The following is an 18,231-nucleotide window of genomic DNA, read 5'->3' on the forward strand; positions in this document are numbered from 1 at the left end:
CCGATCGGGCCCCTTCGTGCGTCGCGCCTGCCATCGCCGTGGCCGACTTTTATTCCGCCCGAGTGGCCTGGTTTGGCTCCGTCGTTGACAGTAGAGAACTCTGAAGCCGAAGGCCATCTCTCCGAGTGTTGAACGCCACTTCTGATAGAGCTCTCTGGTTTCCTCTTAGATGCGCGAGCATTCGTGCTCTACGTCGCTTCTGACCGCCATGGTTGTCATGTCTCTCTTTAGCTCACGAGTTGCACTCAACGTGACGGGACGAACGGCGTCAGACAAGTTATTCGCGCGCGCCCTGCTAGTTGGGAGGGTGCGGCTCCCTCTGCCGTGTCCCGGCCATCCGTTTGCTTTTGACCAGAATTGGAAAGGGGTGCCGGGGGAACCTTCGAGCGCTGCTATATATCAGATTGGCCGCTCAAATTTTTCTGCCAAACCTTCCGGGGTGTCGGCATTCAGCCAACGCCCGCCGATGATTTTTACGCGTGTTGGAACCTGCTAGCGAAAATCGCAGCATCAGGGAAGTTCAAGAGTTCATCCAATCTATAAACTCTCTCCAACTAACTTTCGGTCCCGATTGCGCTTTCCCGTTACACCACGTGAGGCCACTCTTTGTAATCTGGATGTCACCAAGGTATGACTTTCCATCAGGCGAGTATACGTCCAGCGTCATCCCCTTCGTTTTCACGTCCATGTCTAAACCAAATTCTTTGATCCGAACCTTCATCTATATATTCTCCCTTTACTTGATTTTTAATTCTTTTAACTTAGTAATCCAATAATATCAAGATAAAAACCTCAGTTTTTAGGAATAAATTACGAATTTAGGCTTACGAAAGAACTTTCGGTAAGGTCACCTTTCGGGCCGCCCTTAGGAGCTTCGGTGGGTTAGGCCCCGTGTAATACCTTCCGAGCCCCTGCCCTTGCTGCTTGTGACCAACAAAATAATCCGCGATGTGCCGCTCGATGTCACCACCAATCTCGATGAGTTTCACCGCCCGATAGCGCCAACTGTGGTTCGCAACGATCTCCGGGACGTCATTGATCTTGTCGAGGGCTCGCGCCACCCTCTTTTTGTAAGCGCTCTCGCGGCCGTTTTCCTTCGAGGCGCCATTGATAGCTTGGAAGACGTATCCCTCGCCTCGCCCTTGGGCACGCTCTTTGAGCCTAGAAGCAACGGTTTTGTTTACAACAGGCACGCTCCGCGCCGCCGCTTCGGTCTTGCCCTCAGGAATCGTGATCCACACTGCCTCGTCGGTGAACTCCAAGTCGTCAACGGTGAGGCTTGCCACTTCTCCTACGCGCATACCGGTGACGGCCATAAGCTCCGCGATGGCTAAATCGTCCGGGTACTTATGGGTTTGTTTTGCAAGGCTTGCCAGCAACGCGCCAGCCTCCTCCTCTGTAAAGGCACGTCGCTTTTGTTCGTCGCCTTCCCTTGGTTTGACGGATTGCCGTTCCCAAGGGTTTCGCTGATTATCTGGAAGGTAGCCACGGTCCACCATCCATTGCCAGTAACAGCGGTAGGTGGTCAGTCGCCTGTTTATCGACGCCGGCGCAAGGCGCTGCCGTAATACGTGTCTCACAAAGTCACTTGCGGCCCGGCGATCCACCTCGTCGGGAATGTCGAACCGTTCCTTTAAGTCGCGCATTGCGCGGCGGTGATCACTAGTGGTCTTCTCGGAAACGTCGTGATCGGCAAGCCATTCCTCGAAGTGCTCGTCAATCTCGATTGAATCGGTCAGCGCAACCTTGCCGAACTTATCGGCATCCGCCCAAGTGGTGCTTTGCGACTTGGCTTCCTTCATCGTGAGGGGGTCGCCTTCCTCATCACGGGTGTCTGGTGGCGGCGCTCCTCGCTGCCATATCTTGTCAACGCGATCGACAACGGCGTCTCTTAGAAGCTCTCGCTGTGCGGGGTCCCTCTCCTCGTGGATAAGCTTCCTCCACACTCGCGCTTCGATGACTGTCTCGTCATCACCTCGCCAATGATCGATTTCCTGTTTCCAATGCGCAACGAGAGGGGCAGCCAGTCGAAGGGCCTTGCTTTCGTTTTCGGTTTGCAGCGATTGGAAGAACCGACGCTTCCCGTGAACGTCCTTGGGAATATCAAGCGCAGCATACCATCGCCGCGCGCGCTTCTCGATGTAGTTCGGCACAAGGGCCTCCTTCCCCACATGTTTTCCCCACTTCTAAAGCGGAAAATATCAATCATGCAAGGATGTTAGGGGCTTAACGAGTAAAGCCGCCTCCTCCCCTTGGGCGTACCATTTTAATTATTTTGAGAACGTCATCTAAAGTTGTCTGTTAATTGGATTGTTCGCTAACGGTCGATGATGCTGTGATCGCACGATCGCGCTTCCGTTTGAAGAAACATCTAATAGAAGCCGCTTGGTCGAACGCAACTTCGCCAGAATGATCGTGCAGTCGATGACCAATGGGATGCTCGGAGAAGCAACCATGATCATCGCCAACCTTCCTCTCTTCCCATGTAACCGAGAGACCGTTCACTTCCGCCATGGCTAATATCCTCAAGGACGAAATCTGGGAACCGAACACGCAGTATCCAAGTATCAAAGCGGAGCTCTTTATTCTAACACGGTATGCAATCCGCAAATCCTCTTGGGAAGAAAGAAGTCCGATCGCGACGGAAGAGGGCTTCCTGGCCTGGTTCGAGGAACGCAATCGCTTGTTTGAACGCTGGTGCCTGCCTTCCGTCGCAGCGCAGACAAAGCTTCCGAAAAAATGGATTCTTGCGTTCGACGAAACGCGCAGGCCGCATGTCGAACGTTTTCTCGACAGACTGACCTTGGGGCGGGATATCATCGAGCCGGCTTGGCAGGACACCTCCGGCGCAAAACCGGAGTCCGACAGTCGGTTGTGCGCGAGGCGCGTATCCGAACTGCTTAATCCAAAAAGCGATTATGTTATCACCACACGTCTCGACAACGATGACGCAATTCACCCGGACTTCCTCCGGATCGCTCTGAAATACTGTACGGCTCTAGCGCATCGGTATCCGCAGGAACCGGATATGTGGGTTACCTTTCCTTTCGGCGCCCAAAAGACAAACGACACCGTTTCGGCCTATCTCTATTCGTACAACCCATTCGTCATTCGTATGCAGACACGAGAAGCCTTCGTTTCCGACCGGTCCGCTGGCTCCCTTCATGGCAACCATACGCGTCTGAAGGAAACCGGACACTCACATTTTGCTTTGACGAACGAGCCTATGTGGCTGCAGATCATCCATGAAGGAAACCTTCGCAACCGCGAGAAGGCAGCCCACCTTGCGTTCGAGCGGGGGATCGACCTGTTCTTCCCGCCGGACGTCGAGACGCTTGAGCCGTTAACCGAAACTGCAGAGGGTTCTCCGCCTTCGGCCAAAGCATCCTCGTGATCCGGTTCGACTGGCGACTACCCAAGCCGACGAAGGACGAGGGGCTGCAAGTTCGCCGTATGCTCGGCGTGCGGCCGACAATCAGCTGAATGCGGCGCCTATCCGTAATGCCACGAAGGCTTGTCCCTGGTGCCGTGAAACGCGACGCCGATGCGGTTGCCGGTGCGCCAGCGCCGTTCCGTTTCGTAGGCGACGCCGTCCTTCGCCACGTAGAGCAGGAAGGTCGGCGGGACGGGCGTTCCCTCCGGCACCTCGATCATCGCACCGTTCGGCGTCATGTTCCGGATGACGCATTCGGTTTCCGACTGCTCCGGTCCGCGAAGGATCGTCGCCCCCTTCAGGACGCGGTGGCGCTTGTCCTGGCGGCCGTCTTCCGGTGCCTCGTTCGCTGTGTCGGGCGGGTTCGGCTCGTCGTCACCGGTGGGTTCGATCGCGATCATGGCATCCCGTGCGTTTCGCGGAGAGAGCGCCTCGTGGATGGCGCCGAGGCTTTTTAACCGAGGTCGAGACCGGCACACAAGCGCTCGAGCATGAGGGGCGACACTGAAGCGAGCCGACCGTCGGACGGAGCTATCCCGTACCGAAGACGGGTGCGGCGTCGATAAGGCGGATCTGCACGCGGCGGTCGCCCTGCCACTGGTCGGCACCCAGCGTTCCGGCAAAGTGGAAGCTCGCGCCGCGGCCTGCAAGCAACGCCTGGCCGAGCGGCGTGTCGGCGCTTCGAAAGGCGATGCCGCCGATCCGTGCACGATCGGGCCCTTCCAGCGTTACCTTGACGTGGTTCTGGCCGACCGGCCGGGCGTCCGCCAGGCGGTGGGCCGGCAGTGCGAAAATCGGCTGCGGATGACCCGAGCCGTAGGGCCCGGCGCGTTCGATCTCGTCGATGAAGGTGAGCGAGGCGCCAGAAGCGGAAAGCGCGCCGTCGATGGCGAGCGTATCGTCGCCATCCAGTGCCGCGACGGTCCGGGCGGAGTAGCGCTCGAAAAAGTCCCGAAGCGCGCCCAGCTTGGCGCGCTCGATCGTGATGCCGGCGGCCATGGCGTGCCCCCCACCCTTTTCGAGCAGGCCTTCGGCGACCGCCGCGCGAACCATGGCGCCGAGGTCGAACCCCGGAACGGAGCGGCCCGAGCCGCTGCCACGCCCCTGCGCGTCGAAGGCGATGGCGAAAGCCGGCTTGCGCATGCGCTCCTTCAGCCGCGCCGCCAGCAGGCCGACGATCCCCGGATGCCACGTGTCGCGCGCGGTGACGATGACGCTCGGTGCACCGGCACCCGTCGCCTCGGCAGCAGCTTCGGCTTCGGCCTCGGCGAGCATGGCGGCCTCGAGCGCCTGACGCTGCTTGTTGAGACTGTCCAGTTCCTGTGAGATCGCCTCGGCCTCGTTCGTGTCGTCGAGGGTGAGCAGACGGCTGCCGAGCGCCGCGTCGCCAATGCGCCCGCCCGCATTGATCCTTGGCCCCAGCAGAAAGCCGAGGTGATGCGGCGTCAGCGGTCCGGTGATGCCGGCGCGCCTCGCGAGCGCCGCGAGGCCGGCATTGTGCATGCGGCGGATGACGACGAGCCCCTTGACCACATAGGCCCGGTTCAAGCCTCGCAACGGCACCACGTCGCAGACCGTCGCCAGCGCCACGAGGTCGAGCAGACCGAGGAGATCGATGCGCGCCGCTCTCGGGTCGCCGCGCATGCGCAGCATACGCTGGACGTTGACGAGAACGAGGAACACGACACCGGCCGCACATAGATGCCCGAGGCCGGAAAGGTCGTCCTGGCGGTTAGGATTGACGAGTGCGACGCAGGGTGGACGTTCGGCGCCGAGCTGGTGATGGTCGATGACGACCACGTCGACGCCACGTTCGCGCGCGCGTTCCAGCGCTTCGATGCTCGTCGAGCCGCAATCCACCGTCACGATCAGGTCCGCGCCACGGTCGACGAGTTCGTCGATCGCGGTGGGGTTCGGTCCGTACCCTTCGAAGATGCGGTCGGGAATGTAGATCTCGGTCGCGCTTTCGAAGATCCGGCAGAAACGCGCGACCAGCGCCGCCGAAGCGGCGCCGTCCACGTCGTAGTCGCCGAAGATCGCGATGCGCTTGCCCGCGGTCAGGGCGGCGACGATCCTTTCGGCCGCGGCGTCGCAATCCGTCAGCACGGAAGGATCGGGCATCAGCGAACGGATGGTCGGATCGAGAAAGCCCGGTGCCTCCTCGACGGCGACGCCACGTGCGGAAAGCACCCTTCCGATCAGTTCGGAAACGCCGTGCGTCTGCGCCATGGCGAGCGCGCGGTTGTGCCCGAGCTGGTCGAGCCGCGAGATCCACATGCGCCCGGCAAGCGACCGTTCGACGGAAAGGAAAGCGCGTTGGCGCGCCGGCGCGGCTTCGTTCATCGGAAGGCGAGCGTCCTTGGTTTCATTTCGGCGCGCAATGTGCGTCGCATCGTGCCGGCCGTGATCCATGCGCCGGCACGATGCAGGATATGACCGAGCTCTGGAGCATTTTCCAGCCAGACCGATCGAGCCTGGCTCCGCGAACACCGCGCGAAACAGAAATAGAGCGCTGGATCCGTTCAGTCAGGTCGCGAAGCGCTTCAGTCGAACTTGCCCTCTTCGCGATGGTGCGCGCGGATCTCGCGCACCGTCCGGCTGGAGGAACGCAGGACCAGCGTGTGAGTCGTAATGCGATCCTTCGAAAAGCGGACGCCGGAGAGCAGGCTGCCATCCGTCACGCCGGTCGCCGCGAAGATGACGTCGCCGGCGGCCATGTCCTCAACGGCGTAGATCCGGGCGGGATCGTCGACGCCCATGCGTCCGGCGCGCGTGATCTTTTCGTCGGTATCGAGGATCAGCCGCGCGCACATCTGTCCGCCGATACACCGCAGCGCCGCGGCGGCGAGCACACCTTCCGGCGCACCGCCGATTCCGAAATAGAGATCGATGCCGGTTTCTTCCGGATCGGTGGTATGGATAACGCCGGCCACGTCGCCGTCGCCGATCAGCCGGATCGCGACACCGGTCTCGCGGAGTTCGTCGACGAGCGCGGCGTGGCGCGGCCGGTCGAGCACGCAGGCCGTCACCTCGCCCACGTCGATCCCCTTGGCCTTCGCGACGGCATGGACGTTGTCGCGCGGCGTGGCGTCGAGTGCGATGGTGCCGGCCGGGTATCCAGGCCCGATCGCGATCTTCTGCATGTAGACGTCCGGCGCATGCAAGAGCGTACCGCGCTCGGCAAGCGCGATGACGGCAAGCGCGTTCGGCTGGTTCTTGGCGCAGAGCGTCGTTCCCTCGAGCGGGTCGAGCGCGATATCGACGGCCGGTCCGTCGCCGGCGCCGACCTCCTCGCCGATATAAAGCATCGGCGCTTCGTCGCGCTCGCCCTCGCCGATCACGACCGTACCGCGGATCGAAAGCATGCCGAGTTCGCGACGCATCGCGTCGACTGCGGCCTGGTCCGCGGCCTTTTCGTCGCCCCTGCCCCGCAGCCGCGCGGCCGCCACGCCGGCGCGTTCGGCCACCCGCGCGAGTTCGAGGGCGAGGACCCGGTCGAGCCCGCCTTTTTCGCCTGACATCGTCTCCATCGCCTCGCGCTCCCTCGCATTGCCCCGATCGAGCTTTACCCGGAGCGAACGGGACGCGCAACGTCGCGCTCGCGAGCGGCGAAGCCCGATCCATACTGGCCGATACGCACCGGATGCGGGCTATATCTACGCAGGCATGTCGTCAGTCGACGATCGGTCGCTCGATGCGGATGACCTGCGCGGTGCCGAGCACGTAGCCCTCGCTGGTGATGGCTGCGACGGCCTTGCGTACGGCGGCTTCCATCGTTGCGTGGGTGACGAGGACGACGGTCTGCGGCCTTGCGCGAACGGTATGATCGCGCGAGCGCTGGACGATGGACTCCAGCGAGATGCCGTTTTCCGCCATGCGCGCGGCGATGCTCGCGAAGACGCCGGCCTTGTCCTCTACCGAAAGGCGAATGAAGTAGCCGCCTTCGTGGCTGCGCATGCGCGCGCGCTCGTATGGCGCGAGCCGATCGGCGGGCGTGCCGAGCGCCGGCACACGCTGGGCGCCGGGCCGGCTCTTGGCGATATCGGCGATGTCGCCCATCACGGCCGATGCCGTCGCTTCGCCACCGGCACCGGGGCCGGACAACATCAGTTCGCCGAGGACGTCCGCCTCGACTGCGACGGCGTTGGTGACGCCATCGACCTGCGCGATCTCGGAACTGACCGGCACCATCGTCGGATGCACACGCTGTTCGATACCGGTATCGGTACGCTGCGCGACGCCGAGAAGCTTGATGCGGTAGCCGAGATCGGCAGCGGCGCGGATATCCTCGATCGAGATGTTCTCGATGCCTTCGAGATAGATGTCGTCCGCGGCGATTTCGGTGCCGAAGGCGAGGCTCGTCAGGATGGCGAGCTTGTGCGCCGTGTCGTGGCCGCCGATGTCGAAAGTCGGGTCGGCTTCGGCGTAGCCGAGGCGTTGCGCTTCGGCGAGGCATTCGTCGAAGGAGATCCCTTCGCGTTCCATCGTCGTCAGAATGTAGTTGCAGGTGCCGTTCAGGATACCGAAGACGCGACGCACCCGGTTGCCGGTGAGCGATTCGCGCATCACCTTCACGGCCGGAATGCCGCCGGCGACCGCGGCCTCGAAGTTCAGGATGACACCGTTTTCTTCGGCAATGCGGGCGAGTTCGACGCCGTGACGGGCAAGCAGCGCCTTGTTCGCGGTCACGACATGGCAGCCGCGTGCGAGCGCGGTGCGGACCGCGGCATGGGCTGGGTCGTCGTCCCCGCCGATCAGTTCCACGAAGACGTCGATTTCCGCTTCGCGCGCGAGCTTTACCGGATCGTCGAACCATTCGGACGCGGAAAGGTCGACGCCTCGGCGGCGATTGCGGTCGCGCGCCGAAACGGCCGTTACTTCGATGCGTCGGCCGCACAGTTCGGCGAGGTAGTCCGCTCGTTCGGCGAGCGTCGCGGCGAGTGCGGCGCCGACGGTGCCGAGCCCCGCAATGCCGATCTTGAGGGCACTGTCCATCGTCTTATCCGGATTCTCTTGCATGAACGAAATGGAGAGGAAGGACGGCGACGGCGCGAACGCGAACCACCCTTCGAGCATGGGCGCGGGTAGCGCGTTTCACCGAGCAAGGCAAGCTGCGGAGCCCGGAGGAGGCCGGGTCCGGTCATCCCGCCCTATTGGGCGGAGGTACCGGTCTGGCCGGCCTTGCTGTTCTGGCCGGTCTCTTCGATCGCCTTCAGCGTGTCGCGCGTGCTGTTCTTGGCGATGGCATCGAGAAGCTTGCGACGTTCGGCGACGGCATCGGGCGAATCCGCCTGTTGCTCGTTGGCCTTCATGCGTTCGTCCATCGTCTTTTCGAAGGCCTTCTTCTGAGCGTCCGTCATCTGCGTGGTCGCCTCCTTGGGCGGCACGAACTTCGGATAGGTATCGCCCTGGCGCGCGCCCTCATCGACGAATGGGGCATTCTGCGAGGCAGTGCCGGACTGGCGTGTCTGCCCGTTGGCGGCGGTCGTTCGGGCGGCCGCAGTCCGCTGCGGCGTCGTCGCGGCGGCCTGCGCGCGCGTTGCCTGGGCCTGCCGGCGCTGCCGGCGCACGTTCGAGGTCGTCGTCGACTTCGCAGCCGCCCTGACGCTCGACGGCGTCGTCGCGGTATCGGTTCCGACATTGCCGGAACTCGACGCGGTAAGGGCCGAGGTCGATGTCTCGGCATCGGTCGATGCGGTAGCCGTGCTGAAGGTGCCCTTCGTCTCGACGGGCGGCGGCACGGTCAGCGCCTCCTTCAGGCTCGTCTGCTGACAGCCCGTAAGAGCGGTGCCGAAGACGAGGACCGCCGCGAGCACGCCGCTGTTTCCCGATCGCACGGATCGCCACGGCACACGAGCGCCGCCCGACACGGCATTTTTTGCAAACCCCATCGCTTCGCACCTGACCAAAACGCAATACCCTTCCGTCATAATCCCTTAAACGGAAGATGTGTCAAATGATGGCAGAGTGCGAAATTCGCCGTTCGTCTCTTCCGTCGCGACGGCAAGCACTTACATCAGGCGGTGCGCTTCATGTAGGATCGCCGTAGAGCCTGCAGCTTGAGTGGAGGAAGCCGTGTCTGCGGAAAGAAGCGAGGCCGCCGCAGGAGGTGGCGCCGGCGGTTACGATTTCGACGCGGATGCGATCGAACGCTACGTCGTCAAAGATCCGGAGGCCTTCGCCCGCAACCTCGCGCGCATGCTGGAGGAACTCGGCCGTGCCGCCGCTGCCTGGCTGGGGCCGCGCGAACGTGGCGAACGCATCGACACCATGTCCGAATCGGTCAACGACGTGGTCCAGACGTTCTCCCGCATCACCGAATACTGGCTTTCCGACCCGCGCCGCGCCCTCGACGCGCAGACCCATCTGCTCAATGCCTACATGGCGATCTGGTCCGGCTCGATGCGCCGCTTCGCAGGCAGTGCCGACGGCGAGGCACCGGCGCCGGACAAGCGCTTCAAGGACGAGGACTGGCGGCGCGTCGCCTTCTTCGACGTCCTGCGTCAGGTCTACGTCGTCACGTCGAAATGGGCGGAAAACCTGGTCGACGATGCCGAAGGGCTCGACGAGCATACGCGCCACAAGGCGGCCTTCTACATGAAGCAGGTCACCAGCGCGTTGTCGCCGGCGAACTTCGTGATGACGAACCCGGAACTCTATCGCGAGACGATCGCGGAAAACGGCGCCAACCTCGTTTCGGGCATGCGCATGCTCGCCGAAGACATTGCCGCCGGCAAGGGCGAATTGAGGCTGCGCCAGACCGGCAGCGAGGGTCTGGCGCTCGGCGAGACGATGGCGACGACGCCCGGCAAGGTCGTCGCGCAGAACGAGCTCTGCCAGATCCTGCAATACGCCCCGTCGACCGAGACGGTGCTGAAGCGCCCGCTTCTCGTCTGCCCGCCGTGGATCAACAAGTTCTACGTGCTCGACCTCAACGCGAAGAAATCCTTCGTCAAATGGGCGGTCGACCAGGGCCACACGGTCTTCCTGATTTCCTGGGTCAATCCGGACGAACGCCACGCCAGCAAGGACTGGGAAGCCTATATCGACGAGGGCATCCGCTTCGCACTCGAAACGGTCGAGGCGGCGACTGGCGTACGAGAGGTGAACGCGATCGGCTATTGCGTCGGCGGAACCCTGCTTTCCGCCGCCCTCGCCCTGATGGCGAAGACGGGCGACGAGCGCATCCGCTCCGTGACGCTGTTCGCCACGCAGGTGGACTTTCGCCACGCCGGCGATCTCAAGGTCTTCGCCGACGAGGAACAGATCGCACATCTGGAAAAGACGATGGCGCGCACCGGCTATCTCGAAGGCTCGAAGATGTCGTCGGCCTTCAACATGCTGCGCGCGTCCGAACTCATCTGGCCGTACGTCGTCAACAACTACCTGAAGGGCAAGGAACCGATGCCCTTCGACCTTCTGCAATGGAATTCCGATTCCACGCGCATGACGGCGGCGAACCACTCCTTCTATCTGCGCAATTGCTACCTCGAGAACAATCTTTCGGCCGGCCGCATGACGCTTTGCGGCGAAAAGCTTTCGCTGAAGGACGTGCGCATTCCCGTCTACAATCTCGCCACGCGCGAGGATCACATCGCGCCGGCGAAATCCGTCTTCATCGGCAGCCAGTTCTTCGGCGGCGAAGTGACCTTCGTCCTTTCCGGATCGGGCCACATCGCCGGCGTGGTCAACCCGCCCGACCGGGGCAAGTACCAGTATTATACCGGCGGCCCGCCGGTCGGCGACGTTTCCGACTGGCTCGAAAACGCCGAGGAACACGCCGGTTCCTGGTGGCCGCACTGGCAGGGTTGGATCGAGACGATCGACGGAACGCAGGTCAAGGCGCGCAAGGTCGGCATTCCGAGACGAAAGCCGATCGAGGACGCACCGGGCTCCTATGTCCGCGAAATGGCCTGATCCGGCCCGTTGAGCACCGCGACGCCGGGCGGCGTCTTGCGCAGGCCATCGATACCGCGCTACGCCGGCCCATGCTGTTTGCCGAACCGCTCACCCCTGCCGTGCTCGTGCGCCGCTACAAGCGCTTCCTCTTCGATGCGCGACTGGATGACGGGCGGGCGATCACCGGATCGTGCCCGAACACGGGCTCGATGATGGGCCTGACGGCGCCCGGTTCGCGCATATGGCTGAGCGAGCACGACAGCCCCACGCGCAAGTACCGGCACGCACTGGAACTCGTCGAGGCGGATGGCACGATCGTCGGCATCAATACCGGACTGCCGAACCGGCTCGCCGAAGAAGCGATACTGGCTGGGCTCGTTTCCGATCTGGCGAGCTATGCCCACTTGAAGCGCGAGCAGAAATACGGCCAGGCCTCGCGTATCGACCTGCTGCTCGACGATCCGGTACGCGGGCGCGCCTATGTCGAGGTGAAGAACGTGCATCTGATGCGCAAGCCCGGACTTGCCGAATTTCCCGACAGCATCACAAGCCGCGGCGCTAGGCATCTTCAGGAACTCGCGGCGATGGTCGCGAGCGGCCACCGCGCGATCATGCTCTTCGTCATCCAGCGCAGGGATTGTCGACGGTTGCAACTCTGCCGCGATCTCGACAAGGCCTACTGCGCCGCCTTCGATCATGCGATCGCCGCCGGGGTTGAAGCCTACGCGCTCCGGTGCGAAATTAATACGGGATCGATCACACCGAGCGGTCTCGTTCCCATCGAAGAAGCCGGCGTTCCCGATCTGGAACCGGGACGCACTTACGAAAGTCGCACATCATGGTGAGCTACGTGGAGGCGGCGGCCGCGCCGCTCAAGAATACCGGCCAGATCCGCCTCTACGACGAGGAAGGCTTCGCCGGCATGCGCAAGGCCTGCGATCTCGCGGCGCGCTGCCTGGACGAACTGGCCGAACGCGTCGAGCCGGGTGTGACGACGGACGCGCTCGACCGTTTCGTCTATACGTTCGGCATGGACCACGGCGCCGTTCCGGCGACGCTCGGCTATCGCGGCTACACGAAGTCGTGCTGCACCTCGATCAACCACGTCGTCTGTCATGGCATTCCGAACGCCAAGCCGCTTCGCGACGGCGATGTCGTCAACATCGACGTCACCTACGTTCTCGACGGCTGGCACGGTGATTCGAGCCGCATGTACCCGGTCGGCACGATCCGCCGTTCGGCGGAGCGGCTGCTCACGGTCACGCACGAATCGATGATGCGCGGCATCGCCACCGTGAAGCCCGGCGCGCGCATCGGCGCCATCGGCGAAGCGATCCAGACCTTTGCCGAGGAAGAGCGCTGTTCCGTCGTGCGCGATTTCTGCGGACACGGGGTCGGTCGCCTCTTCCACGACACGCCGAACATCCTGCATTACGGCCGTGCGAGCGAAGGCGTGGAAATGCGCGAGGGCATGATCTTCACGATCGAGCCGATGATCAATCTCGGCCGCCCACACGTGAAGGTTCTTTCCGACGGCTGGACGGCCGTGACGCGGGACCGCTCGCTCTCGGCCCAGTACGAGCACACCGTCGGCGTGACGAAGGACGGTTGCGAGATCTTCACGCTTTCGCCAGCCGGCCTCGGCATGCCGGGCCTTCCCGCGGCGTAAGGCGGGTCGCAGGCCATGAACGGCGCGGACGGCGCCCCTTCGCAAGCGCTTCGCAATCGCGAGGCGTTCGGTCGCCGTCATCGGCGGATACCGAGGGGTTCGGCCGGTACGACGAGAGGGAGCGCTTCCGCATGACGACGAAACGCTCCAGGGCGGAACAGGACATTGCACCGGACGAAAGCGACGCGTTAGCCGGTCTTGCCGAGGCGAGCGTGATCGGCGACGTCTCCGGCCATCAAGGTCATCGCGACCGCCTTCGCCAGCGTTTCCGCAATGGCGGCGAGGCTGCGCTCGCCGATTACGAGCTCCTCGAGCTCCTGCTCTTCCGCCTGATCCCGCGGCGCGACACCAAGCCGATCGCCAAGGCGCTGATGACCCGTTTCGGCTCGCTGCCGGAAGTCATCGGCGCGCCCGAGAGATTGCTGTGCGAGACGAAAGGCATCGGCGAGAACGCCGCGACCGATCTCAAGCTCGTCGCCGCCCTCGCCCAGCGTTCCCTGCGCAGCCGGCTGACGGAACGGCCAATGCTCAGCTCGTGGACCGCCGTCATCGAATACTGCCATTCGGCGATGGCATTCGAGGCGAAGGAGCATTTTCGGGTCATCTTCCTCGACAAGCGCAACAAGCTCATCGCCGACGAAGTGCAGCAGACCGGCACCGTCGACCACACGCCGGTCTATCCCCGCGAAGTGGTGAAACGCGCGCTCGAGCTTTCGGCGACCGCGCTCATCCTCGTCCACAACCACCCCTCGGGCGACCCGACACCGTCGCGCGCGGACATCGACATGACCCACATGATCATCGCCTCGGCCAAGCCGCTCGGCATCACGATCCACGACCACGTGATCATCGGCAAGAGCGGCCACGCGAGCCTCAAGGGTCTCCGGATGATCTGAACCTCGCTCCGAGCGAAGAAGGACGCGCGGCTTGCGATAGCGCGTGCTACGTGCCTGCCCACCAGTCGTAGCCCTGGTCCTCCCAGTATCCGCCGTTGCCGCCATTGATGTTGGCGAAGCCCGAAACGAGCTCGATGGAGCGGATGTATTTGGCCATCTTGTAGCCGAGCTGCCGCTCGACGCGCACGCGAAGGGGCGCGCCGTTCGAAACGGGCAGCGTCTTGTCGTTGAGGCCGTAGGCGAGGATCGTTTGCGGATGGCGGGCGGAAATCAGGTCGATCGTTTCGTAATAGTACTGCACCCCTTCGAGCGTCGCGCCCATGGAATCGTAGCAGTGGAAGAGGACGTAGCGTGCCTGCGGCTTCACACCCGCCTGGTCGAGCAGGCGCGAAAGCTGCACACCGGTCCATTTGGCGATGACGCTCCACCCTTCCACGCAGTCGTGCCGGGTGATCTGCGAGCGAGCGGGCATGTTGCGAAGTTCGTCGAGGCTCAACGACAGCTTCTTGTCGACGAGCCCGCCGATTTCGAGCCGGTAATCGGCGAAATCGTTCTTCTGCAGCTTGGTGTAATCGTCCTGATTCGGGCTCGTCGAGCCGTTCGGACGCATCTGCTGGCGGATCTCGCTCGGCGCGTAGGTCCGCGCCAGCGCTTCCTCACCGAAAAGCAGGCGCTGGGCGCGATAGGTCAGCTGGTTGGCGCTCGCCAGTACGTCGCGAACGCGGTCGTTCTGGCCGAGCATGGCGTCGAAGGCGTCGCAGCCCCCGAGCGACAGCATGGAAGCGCCCGCCCCTGCCGTCGCCAGAAAACGCCGGCGGTTGAAGGATGGCCCGTCGCTCATCGCGCTCCCTCCTCTTCGCTTTCCTCGTCGTCCACCCGGTACCAGCCGGTGATGATCGAGCGCAGTTCGTTGATCGGCCCGGCCGCGACGACCATCAGCACGTGAACGATGAAGAAGAGGACCACCAGGAGCATGCATACGAAATGGATCGTGCGCGCCGTCTGTCGTCCCCCGAAGAGATCGAGCAACCAGGACCAGGACGGCACGACACCGGGCGACATGGTGAGCCCGGTCAGGATGAGGAGCGGGATGACGACGACGAGGATGCCCGCATAGCTGAGCTTTTGGAGCACGTTATAGGACCGCGTGTGATGGAAGCGCAGCCTTGCGTGATCGCCGATGTCGCTCGGCAGGCGCTTCAGATCCTTTCCGCCCGGCACGATGTCGCGCCACAGATGCCGATTGACGAGCGCCGAGATCCACCACACGAGCATCGTCGCCACGAGGATCCATGCGAAGAAGAAATGGACCACGCGGCCGGTGCCGAGATCGTAATAGGAAGGGATCGTCGCCCAAGCCGGAATCGCACGGATCGTCGGGTTATCCGCGCTGCCGCTGACGCCGAGGAATCCGGTCGTGTCGAATGGATGTCCGAAGACGCGCGTCACACCGCGCACGCCACCGTCACCGGTGCGTTCGGCACCGATGCTCAGCACGGTATTGTCGAACCCGAAGCCGGATTGCTGCCCGACGTAGAGATCCGGCCGGGCATTGAAGATCATCAGCCCGCTCGTCACCATGAAGAAGATGCACACCGCCCAGACCCAATGGGTCAGTCGCGTCCAGATGGACTGTCGGTAGACCAGCCTGCCGGAACGCCGGCTCGTCGGCCCGGTCTCTTCGCCTCTTTCGATCGCCGTCGTCCTCGACGCCATCAAGAATCCATCTCCACCTCAGCGAGCATATTCTTCGAGCATATCGCCCGCCCGCGCAGCGGCAACTTCACTTCGTCGTGTTTGCATGGGTGCGCCGCGCGCCAATGCGACGCGGCGGCCTTGCTTGCGGATAGCGCGCGGGTCAAGTTCCCGGCGTCGAATCGGGAGATGATCTTGCGCTCCACCATTCTTTCCTTCCTGGCCGCCCTCGCCATGACGCCGCTTCTCGCCTCCTGCTCGAAGGTGGCGCTCTTCGATACCCTCGTACCCTACGATTCCGGTGCGCGCCGGGTTGCACACGATGTCGCATACGGCGACGAACCGCGGCAATCGCTCGACATCTACCGACCGAAGAACGCCAGCGGAAGCACGCCCGTCGTCTTCTTCATCTACGGCGGTTCGTGGGACAGCGGCAGCAAGGCCAACTACGCCTTCGTCGGCAACGCCTTCGCTGCGGCCGGCTACGTCACGGTCATCGCCGATTACCGCCTGGTGCCCGAGGTGCGGTATCCGGCCTTCGTCGAGGACGACGCGAAGGCGCTCGCCTGGACGGTGCACAACATCGCGCGTTACGGCGGCGATCCGCACCGGCTCTTTGTAGCGGCGCACTCGGCCGGTTCGTACAACGCGATGATGCTCGCGTCCGATCCGCACTTCCTGCGTGCGGAAGGCCTTTCGCCCTCGGACCTGAGCGGCGTCGCCGCCCTGTCCGGTCCCTACGATTTCCTGCCGCTCGCCGCTCCTTCGACGAAGGCTGCCTTCGGCAACGCGCCCGACCTGAAGGCGACGCAGCCGATCAACCACGTCCATTCCGGCATGCCGCCGATCTTCCTTGCGACCGGCAGGGCCGACACGACGGTCAGACCACGCAACACCACGCTGATGGGCGAAAAGCTCGCTGCAGCCGGCGTGCCGCATACGGTGAAGACCTATCCGGATATCGGCCATGCCGGCATGGTCGTGGCACTCGCCCGGCCGTTTCGCGGCCGCGCACCGGTGCTGCACGATATGCTCGCCTTCTTCGCGCGCCACGGTGGCGTTGCGCCGTCACAGTGACTGGAGGAACTTGTCGGCGTCGGAGCGCATCGTCCGCTTCTTCGTGGCGTCCATGCGATCCATGGACTTCATAATAAGCTGCATGCGATGGTTGTCGCGCAGCGCCTCGGCGTTGCGCATCAGGAAGTCCCAATAGAGATAGTTGAACGGGCACGCACCCTCGCCCGTCTTCAGGCTGACGCTGTACGCGCAATGCTTGCAGTAATCCGACATGCGGTTGATGTAGGAACCGGACGCCGCATAGGGCTTCGAGGCAAAAAGGCCGCCGTCCGCAAACAGGATCATGCCGACGACGTTCGGCATTTCTACCCACTCATAGGCGTCGTGGTAGACGATCAGGTACCATTCCTGCACTTCCTTCGGGTCCAGACCCGCGAGCAGGCAGAAATTGCCGATCACCATCAGCCGCTGGATATGGTGGGCGTAGGCGTTCTCCCACGTCTCGTCGATCGATTGCTTCAGGCAGTTCATGTCCGTCTCGCCGGTCCAGAAGAATTCCGGCAGCGAGCGGTTCGCCTTGAAGAAGTTCTCCTTGCCGTAATCCGGCATGCGCAGCCAGTAGATGCCGCGGATGAACTCGCGCCAACCGATGATCTGGCGAATGAAGCCTTCGGCCGCGTTCAGCGGCACGTCGCCGTTCTGCCAGGCCTCTTCGGCGCGGTCGCAGACCTCCCGCGGTCCGAGCAACCCGCAATTGATGAGCGCGGAAAGGTTCGAGTGGAAGAGAAGCGGCGCGCCTTGGCGCATGGCGTCCTGGTAGGTGCCGAATTTCGGCAGCGCCGTCTCGACGAACCATTTCAGGTAGTGGATGGCCTGGGCGCGCGAGACGGGATATTCGAAGTTTTCAAGGCTGCCGCCGTGTTCGCCGAACCGATCTTCGACGAGGTCGAGAACCTCCTGCGTGATGTCGTCGACCTTGAAGTTCGGACGCTCCGGCTCCTCGATCGACGCCGGAAGGCTCTCGCGGTTCTGCTTATCGAGGTTCCATTCGCCACCGGCCGGCCCGTCGCCGTCCATCAGATAGCCGGTGCCCTTGCGCATTTCGCGGTAGAAGAATTCCATGCGCAGGCTCTTCGGCATGTCGCCGTCCTTCTTGCGCGCCCAGTCGAGAAAGAACTCCTGCGAGGCGAAGAAGCGCGTGTCGGAACGGATCTCGACGTCGCAGTCGAGTGTTTCCTGCCAGTCACGCATCATTTCGAGGACGCGGTATTCGCCCGGCTCCGTCACGACGACGGTTTTCGGCGAAAGATCCTTCACCGCCTTCTGAAGCACGTCGCTGAGGCTCGTCTCCCCGTCCTCGAGGCGAACGTAGCGCACCGTATATCCGTCGGTTTCCAGATCGCGCGCGAAATGGCGCATGGCGGAAAACAGGAAAGCGATCTTGCGCCGATGATGACGAACATAGGTCGTCTCGTCGGCGACTTCGGCGATCAGCACGACGTCGTTGTCACGGTCGACGCCTTCGAGCGCGGCGATGTGGCGGGAAAGCTGGTCGCCGAGGATGAAGCGCAGGGTCTCGGTCAAGGGGGCCTCGATATCCGGAACGTACGGGCAGCCCTTTG

General features: G+C 63.1%; 16 protein-coding genes. 6 read left to right on the forward strand and 10 right to left on the reverse strand.

The window, feature by feature from the left end:
• Nucleotides 1-824: 824 nt before the first annotated feature.
• Nucleotides 825-2,153 (reverse strand): tyrosine-type recombinase/integrase, encoded by a 1,329-nt coding sequence (locus FJU11_RS14885; protein WP_141167869.1) that lies wholly within the window; start codon nucleotides 2,151-2,153, stop codon nucleotides 825-827.
• A gap of 359 nt (nucleotides 2,154-2,512) precedes the next feature.
• Between FJU11_RS14885 and FJU11_RS14890 the strand changes: the two genes are divergently transcribed.
• Entirely contained in the window at nucleotides 2,513-3,394 is an 882-nt protein-coding gene (locus FJU11_RS14890; protein WP_141167870.1) for a glycosyltransferase, read from the forward strand.
• Between the two features lie 98 nt (nucleotides 3,395-3,492).
• On the opposite strand, the gene FJU11_RS14895 is transcribed toward FJU11_RS14890, so the two are convergent.
• From FJU11_RS14895 to FJU11_RS14915, 5 genes are all read right to left on the reverse strand, one after another.
• Complete coding sequence (locus FJU11_RS14895; RefSeq protein ID WP_235891049.1) at nucleotides 3,493-3,834, reverse strand: PilZ domain-containing protein; 342 nt, start codon at nucleotides 3,832-3,834, stop codon at nucleotides 3,493-3,495.
• A gap of 130 nt (nucleotides 3,835-3,964) precedes the next feature.
• Complete coding sequence (gene recJ, locus FJU11_RS14900) at nucleotides 3,965-5,776, reverse strand: single-stranded-DNA-specific exonuclease RecJ (RefSeq protein WP_141167871.1); 1,812 nt, start codon at nucleotides 5,774-5,776, stop codon at nucleotides 3,965-3,967.
• A gap of 200 nt (nucleotides 5,777-5,976) precedes the next feature.
• Nucleotides 5,977-6,963 (reverse strand): class II fructose-bisphosphatase, encoded by a 987-nt coding sequence (glpX, locus tag FJU11_RS14905; RefSeq protein WP_407946732.1) that lies wholly within the window; start codon nucleotides 6,961-6,963, stop codon nucleotides 5,977-5,979.
• 142 nt (nucleotides 6,964-7,105) lie between these two features.
• Nucleotides 7,106-8,428: a homoserine dehydrogenase gene (locus FJU11_RS14910; RefSeq protein WP_141167873.1), complete on the reverse strand. Its 1,323-nt coding sequence runs from the start codon at nucleotides 8,426-8,428 to the stop codon at nucleotides 7,106-7,108.
• A 155-nt stretch (nucleotides 8,429-8,583) separates the two neighbouring features.
• Complete coding sequence (locus tag FJU11_RS14915) at nucleotides 8,584-9,249, reverse strand: hypothetical protein (RefSeq protein WP_141167874.1); 666 nt, start codon at nucleotides 9,247-9,249, stop codon at nucleotides 8,584-8,586.
• A 259-nt stretch (nucleotides 9,250-9,508) separates the two neighbouring features.
• Between FJU11_RS14915 and FJU11_RS14920 the strand changes: the two genes are divergently transcribed.
• The 4 genes from FJU11_RS14920 (at nucleotide 9,509) to radC (ending at nucleotide 13,897) form a co-directional block, all read left to right on the forward strand.
• Nucleotides 9,509-11,350 (forward strand): PHA/PHB synthase family protein, encoded by a 1,842-nt coding sequence (locus FJU11_RS14920; protein ID WP_141167875.1) that lies wholly within the window; start codon nucleotides 9,509-9,511, stop codon nucleotides 11,348-11,350.
• 71 nt (nucleotides 11,351-11,421) lie between these two features.
• Nucleotides 11,422-12,177 carry a DNA/RNA nuclease SfsA gene (sfsA, locus tag FJU11_RS14925; protein WP_141167876.1) on the forward strand — a complete coding sequence of 252 codons (756 nt, stop codon included), beginning with the start codon at nucleotides 11,422-11,424 and terminating at the stop codon, nucleotides 12,175-12,177.
• Nucleotides 12,171-13,001 (forward strand): type I methionyl aminopeptidase, encoded by an 831-nt coding sequence (map, locus tag FJU11_RS14930; RefSeq protein WP_141167877.1) that lies wholly within the window; start codon nucleotides 12,171-12,173, stop codon nucleotides 12,999-13,001. Before sfsA ends, map begins: the two co-directional genes overlap by 7 nt.
• Before the next feature lie 131 nt (nucleotides 13,002-13,132).
• Nucleotides 13,133-13,897, forward strand: a complete 765-nt coding sequence (gene radC, locus FJU11_RS14935) for a RadC family protein (protein ID WP_141167878.1) — start codon at nucleotides 13,133-13,135, stop codon at nucleotides 13,895-13,897.
• Nucleotides 13,898-13,943: 46 nt separating this feature from the next.
• Here radC and FJU11_RS14940 read toward each other — a convergent pair whose 3' ends face one another.
• The 3 genes from FJU11_RS14940 to FJU11_RS14950 are packed head-to-tail and all read right to left on the reverse strand — an operon-like array spanning nucleotide 13,944 to nucleotide 15,801.
• Entirely contained in the window at nucleotides 13,944-14,738 is a 795-nt protein-coding gene (locus tag FJU11_RS14940; RefSeq protein WP_141167879.1) for a molybdopterin-binding protein, read from the reverse strand.
• Nucleotides 14,735-15,613, reverse strand: a complete 879-nt coding sequence (locus tag FJU11_RS14945) for a cytochrome b/b6 domain-containing protein (protein WP_141167880.1) — start codon at nucleotides 15,611-15,613, stop codon at nucleotides 14,735-14,737. Before FJU11_RS14945 ends, FJU11_RS14940 begins: the two co-directional genes overlap by 4 nt.
• Nucleotides 15,613-15,801 (reverse strand): hypothetical protein, encoded by a 189-nt coding sequence (locus FJU11_RS14950; RefSeq protein ID WP_141167881.1) that lies wholly within the window; start codon nucleotides 15,799-15,801, stop codon nucleotides 15,613-15,615. Before FJU11_RS14950 ends, FJU11_RS14945 begins: the two co-directional genes overlap by 1 nt.
• Between FJU11_RS14950 and FJU11_RS14955 the strand changes: the two genes are divergently transcribed.
• Nucleotides 15,788-16,669: an alpha/beta hydrolase gene (locus tag FJU11_RS14955; RefSeq protein WP_235891050.1), complete on the forward strand. Its 882-nt coding sequence runs from the start codon at nucleotides 15,788-15,790 to the stop codon at nucleotides 16,667-16,669. The genes FJU11_RS14950 and FJU11_RS14955 overlap by 14 nt on opposite strands.
• Here the strand turns inward: FJU11_RS14955 and FJU11_RS14960 are convergent.
• A complete protein-coding gene (locus FJU11_RS14960; protein ID WP_141167883.1) occupies nucleotides 16,661-18,193 on the reverse strand; it encodes a cryptochrome/photolyase family protein in 1,533 nt (510 codons plus the stop codon). The genes FJU11_RS14955 and FJU11_RS14960 overlap by 9 nt on opposite strands.
• Nucleotides 18,194-18,231: the final 38 nt, after the last annotated feature.

Source organism: Pararhizobium mangrovi (assembly GCF_006516965.1).
Classification (GTDB): Bacteria; Pseudomonadota; Alphaproteobacteria; order Rhizobiales; family Rhizobiaceae; genus Pararhizobium_B; species Pararhizobium_B mangrovi.

Excerpts from the sequence above, each read along its gene's own strand:
- FJU11_RS14890 (WP_141167870.1), top strand. The coding sequence starts at position 2,513 with ATGGCTAATATCCTCAAGGACGAAATCTGGGAACCGAACACGCAGTAT.
- FJU11_RS14895 (WP_235891049.1), bottom strand. The coding sequence starts at position 3,834 with ATGATCGCGATCGAACCCACCGGTGACGACGAGCCGAACCCGCCCGAC.
- recJ (WP_141167871.1), bottom strand. The coding sequence starts at position 5,776 with ATGAACGAAGCCGCGCCGGCGCGCCAACGCGCTTTCCTTTCCGTCGAA.
- glpX (WP_407946732.1), bottom strand. The coding sequence starts at position 6,963 with ATGGAGACGATGTCAGGCGAAAAAGGCGGGCTCGACCGGGTCCTCGCC.
- FJU11_RS14910 (WP_141167873.1), bottom strand. The coding sequence starts at position 8,428 with ATGGACAGTGCCCTCAAGATCGGCATTGCGGGGCTCGGCACCGTCGGC.
- sfsA (WP_141167876.1), top strand. The coding sequence starts at position 11,422 with ATGCTGTTTGCCGAACCGCTCACCCCTGCCGTGCTCGTGCGCCGCTAC.
- map (WP_141167877.1), top strand. The coding sequence starts at position 12,171 with ATGGTGAGCTACGTGGAGGCGGCGGCCGCGCCGCTCAAGAATACCGGC.
- radC (WP_141167878.1), top strand. The coding sequence starts at position 13,133 with ATGACGACGAAACGCTCCAGGGCGGAACAGGACATTGCACCGGACGAA.
- FJU11_RS14940 (WP_141167879.1), bottom strand. The coding sequence starts at position 14,738 with ATGAGCGACGGGCCATCCTTCAACCGCCGGCGTTTTCTGGCGACGGCA.
- FJU11_RS14945 (WP_141167880.1), bottom strand. The coding sequence starts at position 15,613 with ATGGCGTCGAGGACGACGGCGATCGAAAGAGGCGAAGAGACCGGGCCG.
- FJU11_RS14950 (WP_141167881.1), bottom strand. The coding sequence starts at position 15,801 with ATGGTGGAGCGCAAGATCATCTCCCGATTCGACGCCGGGAACTTGACC.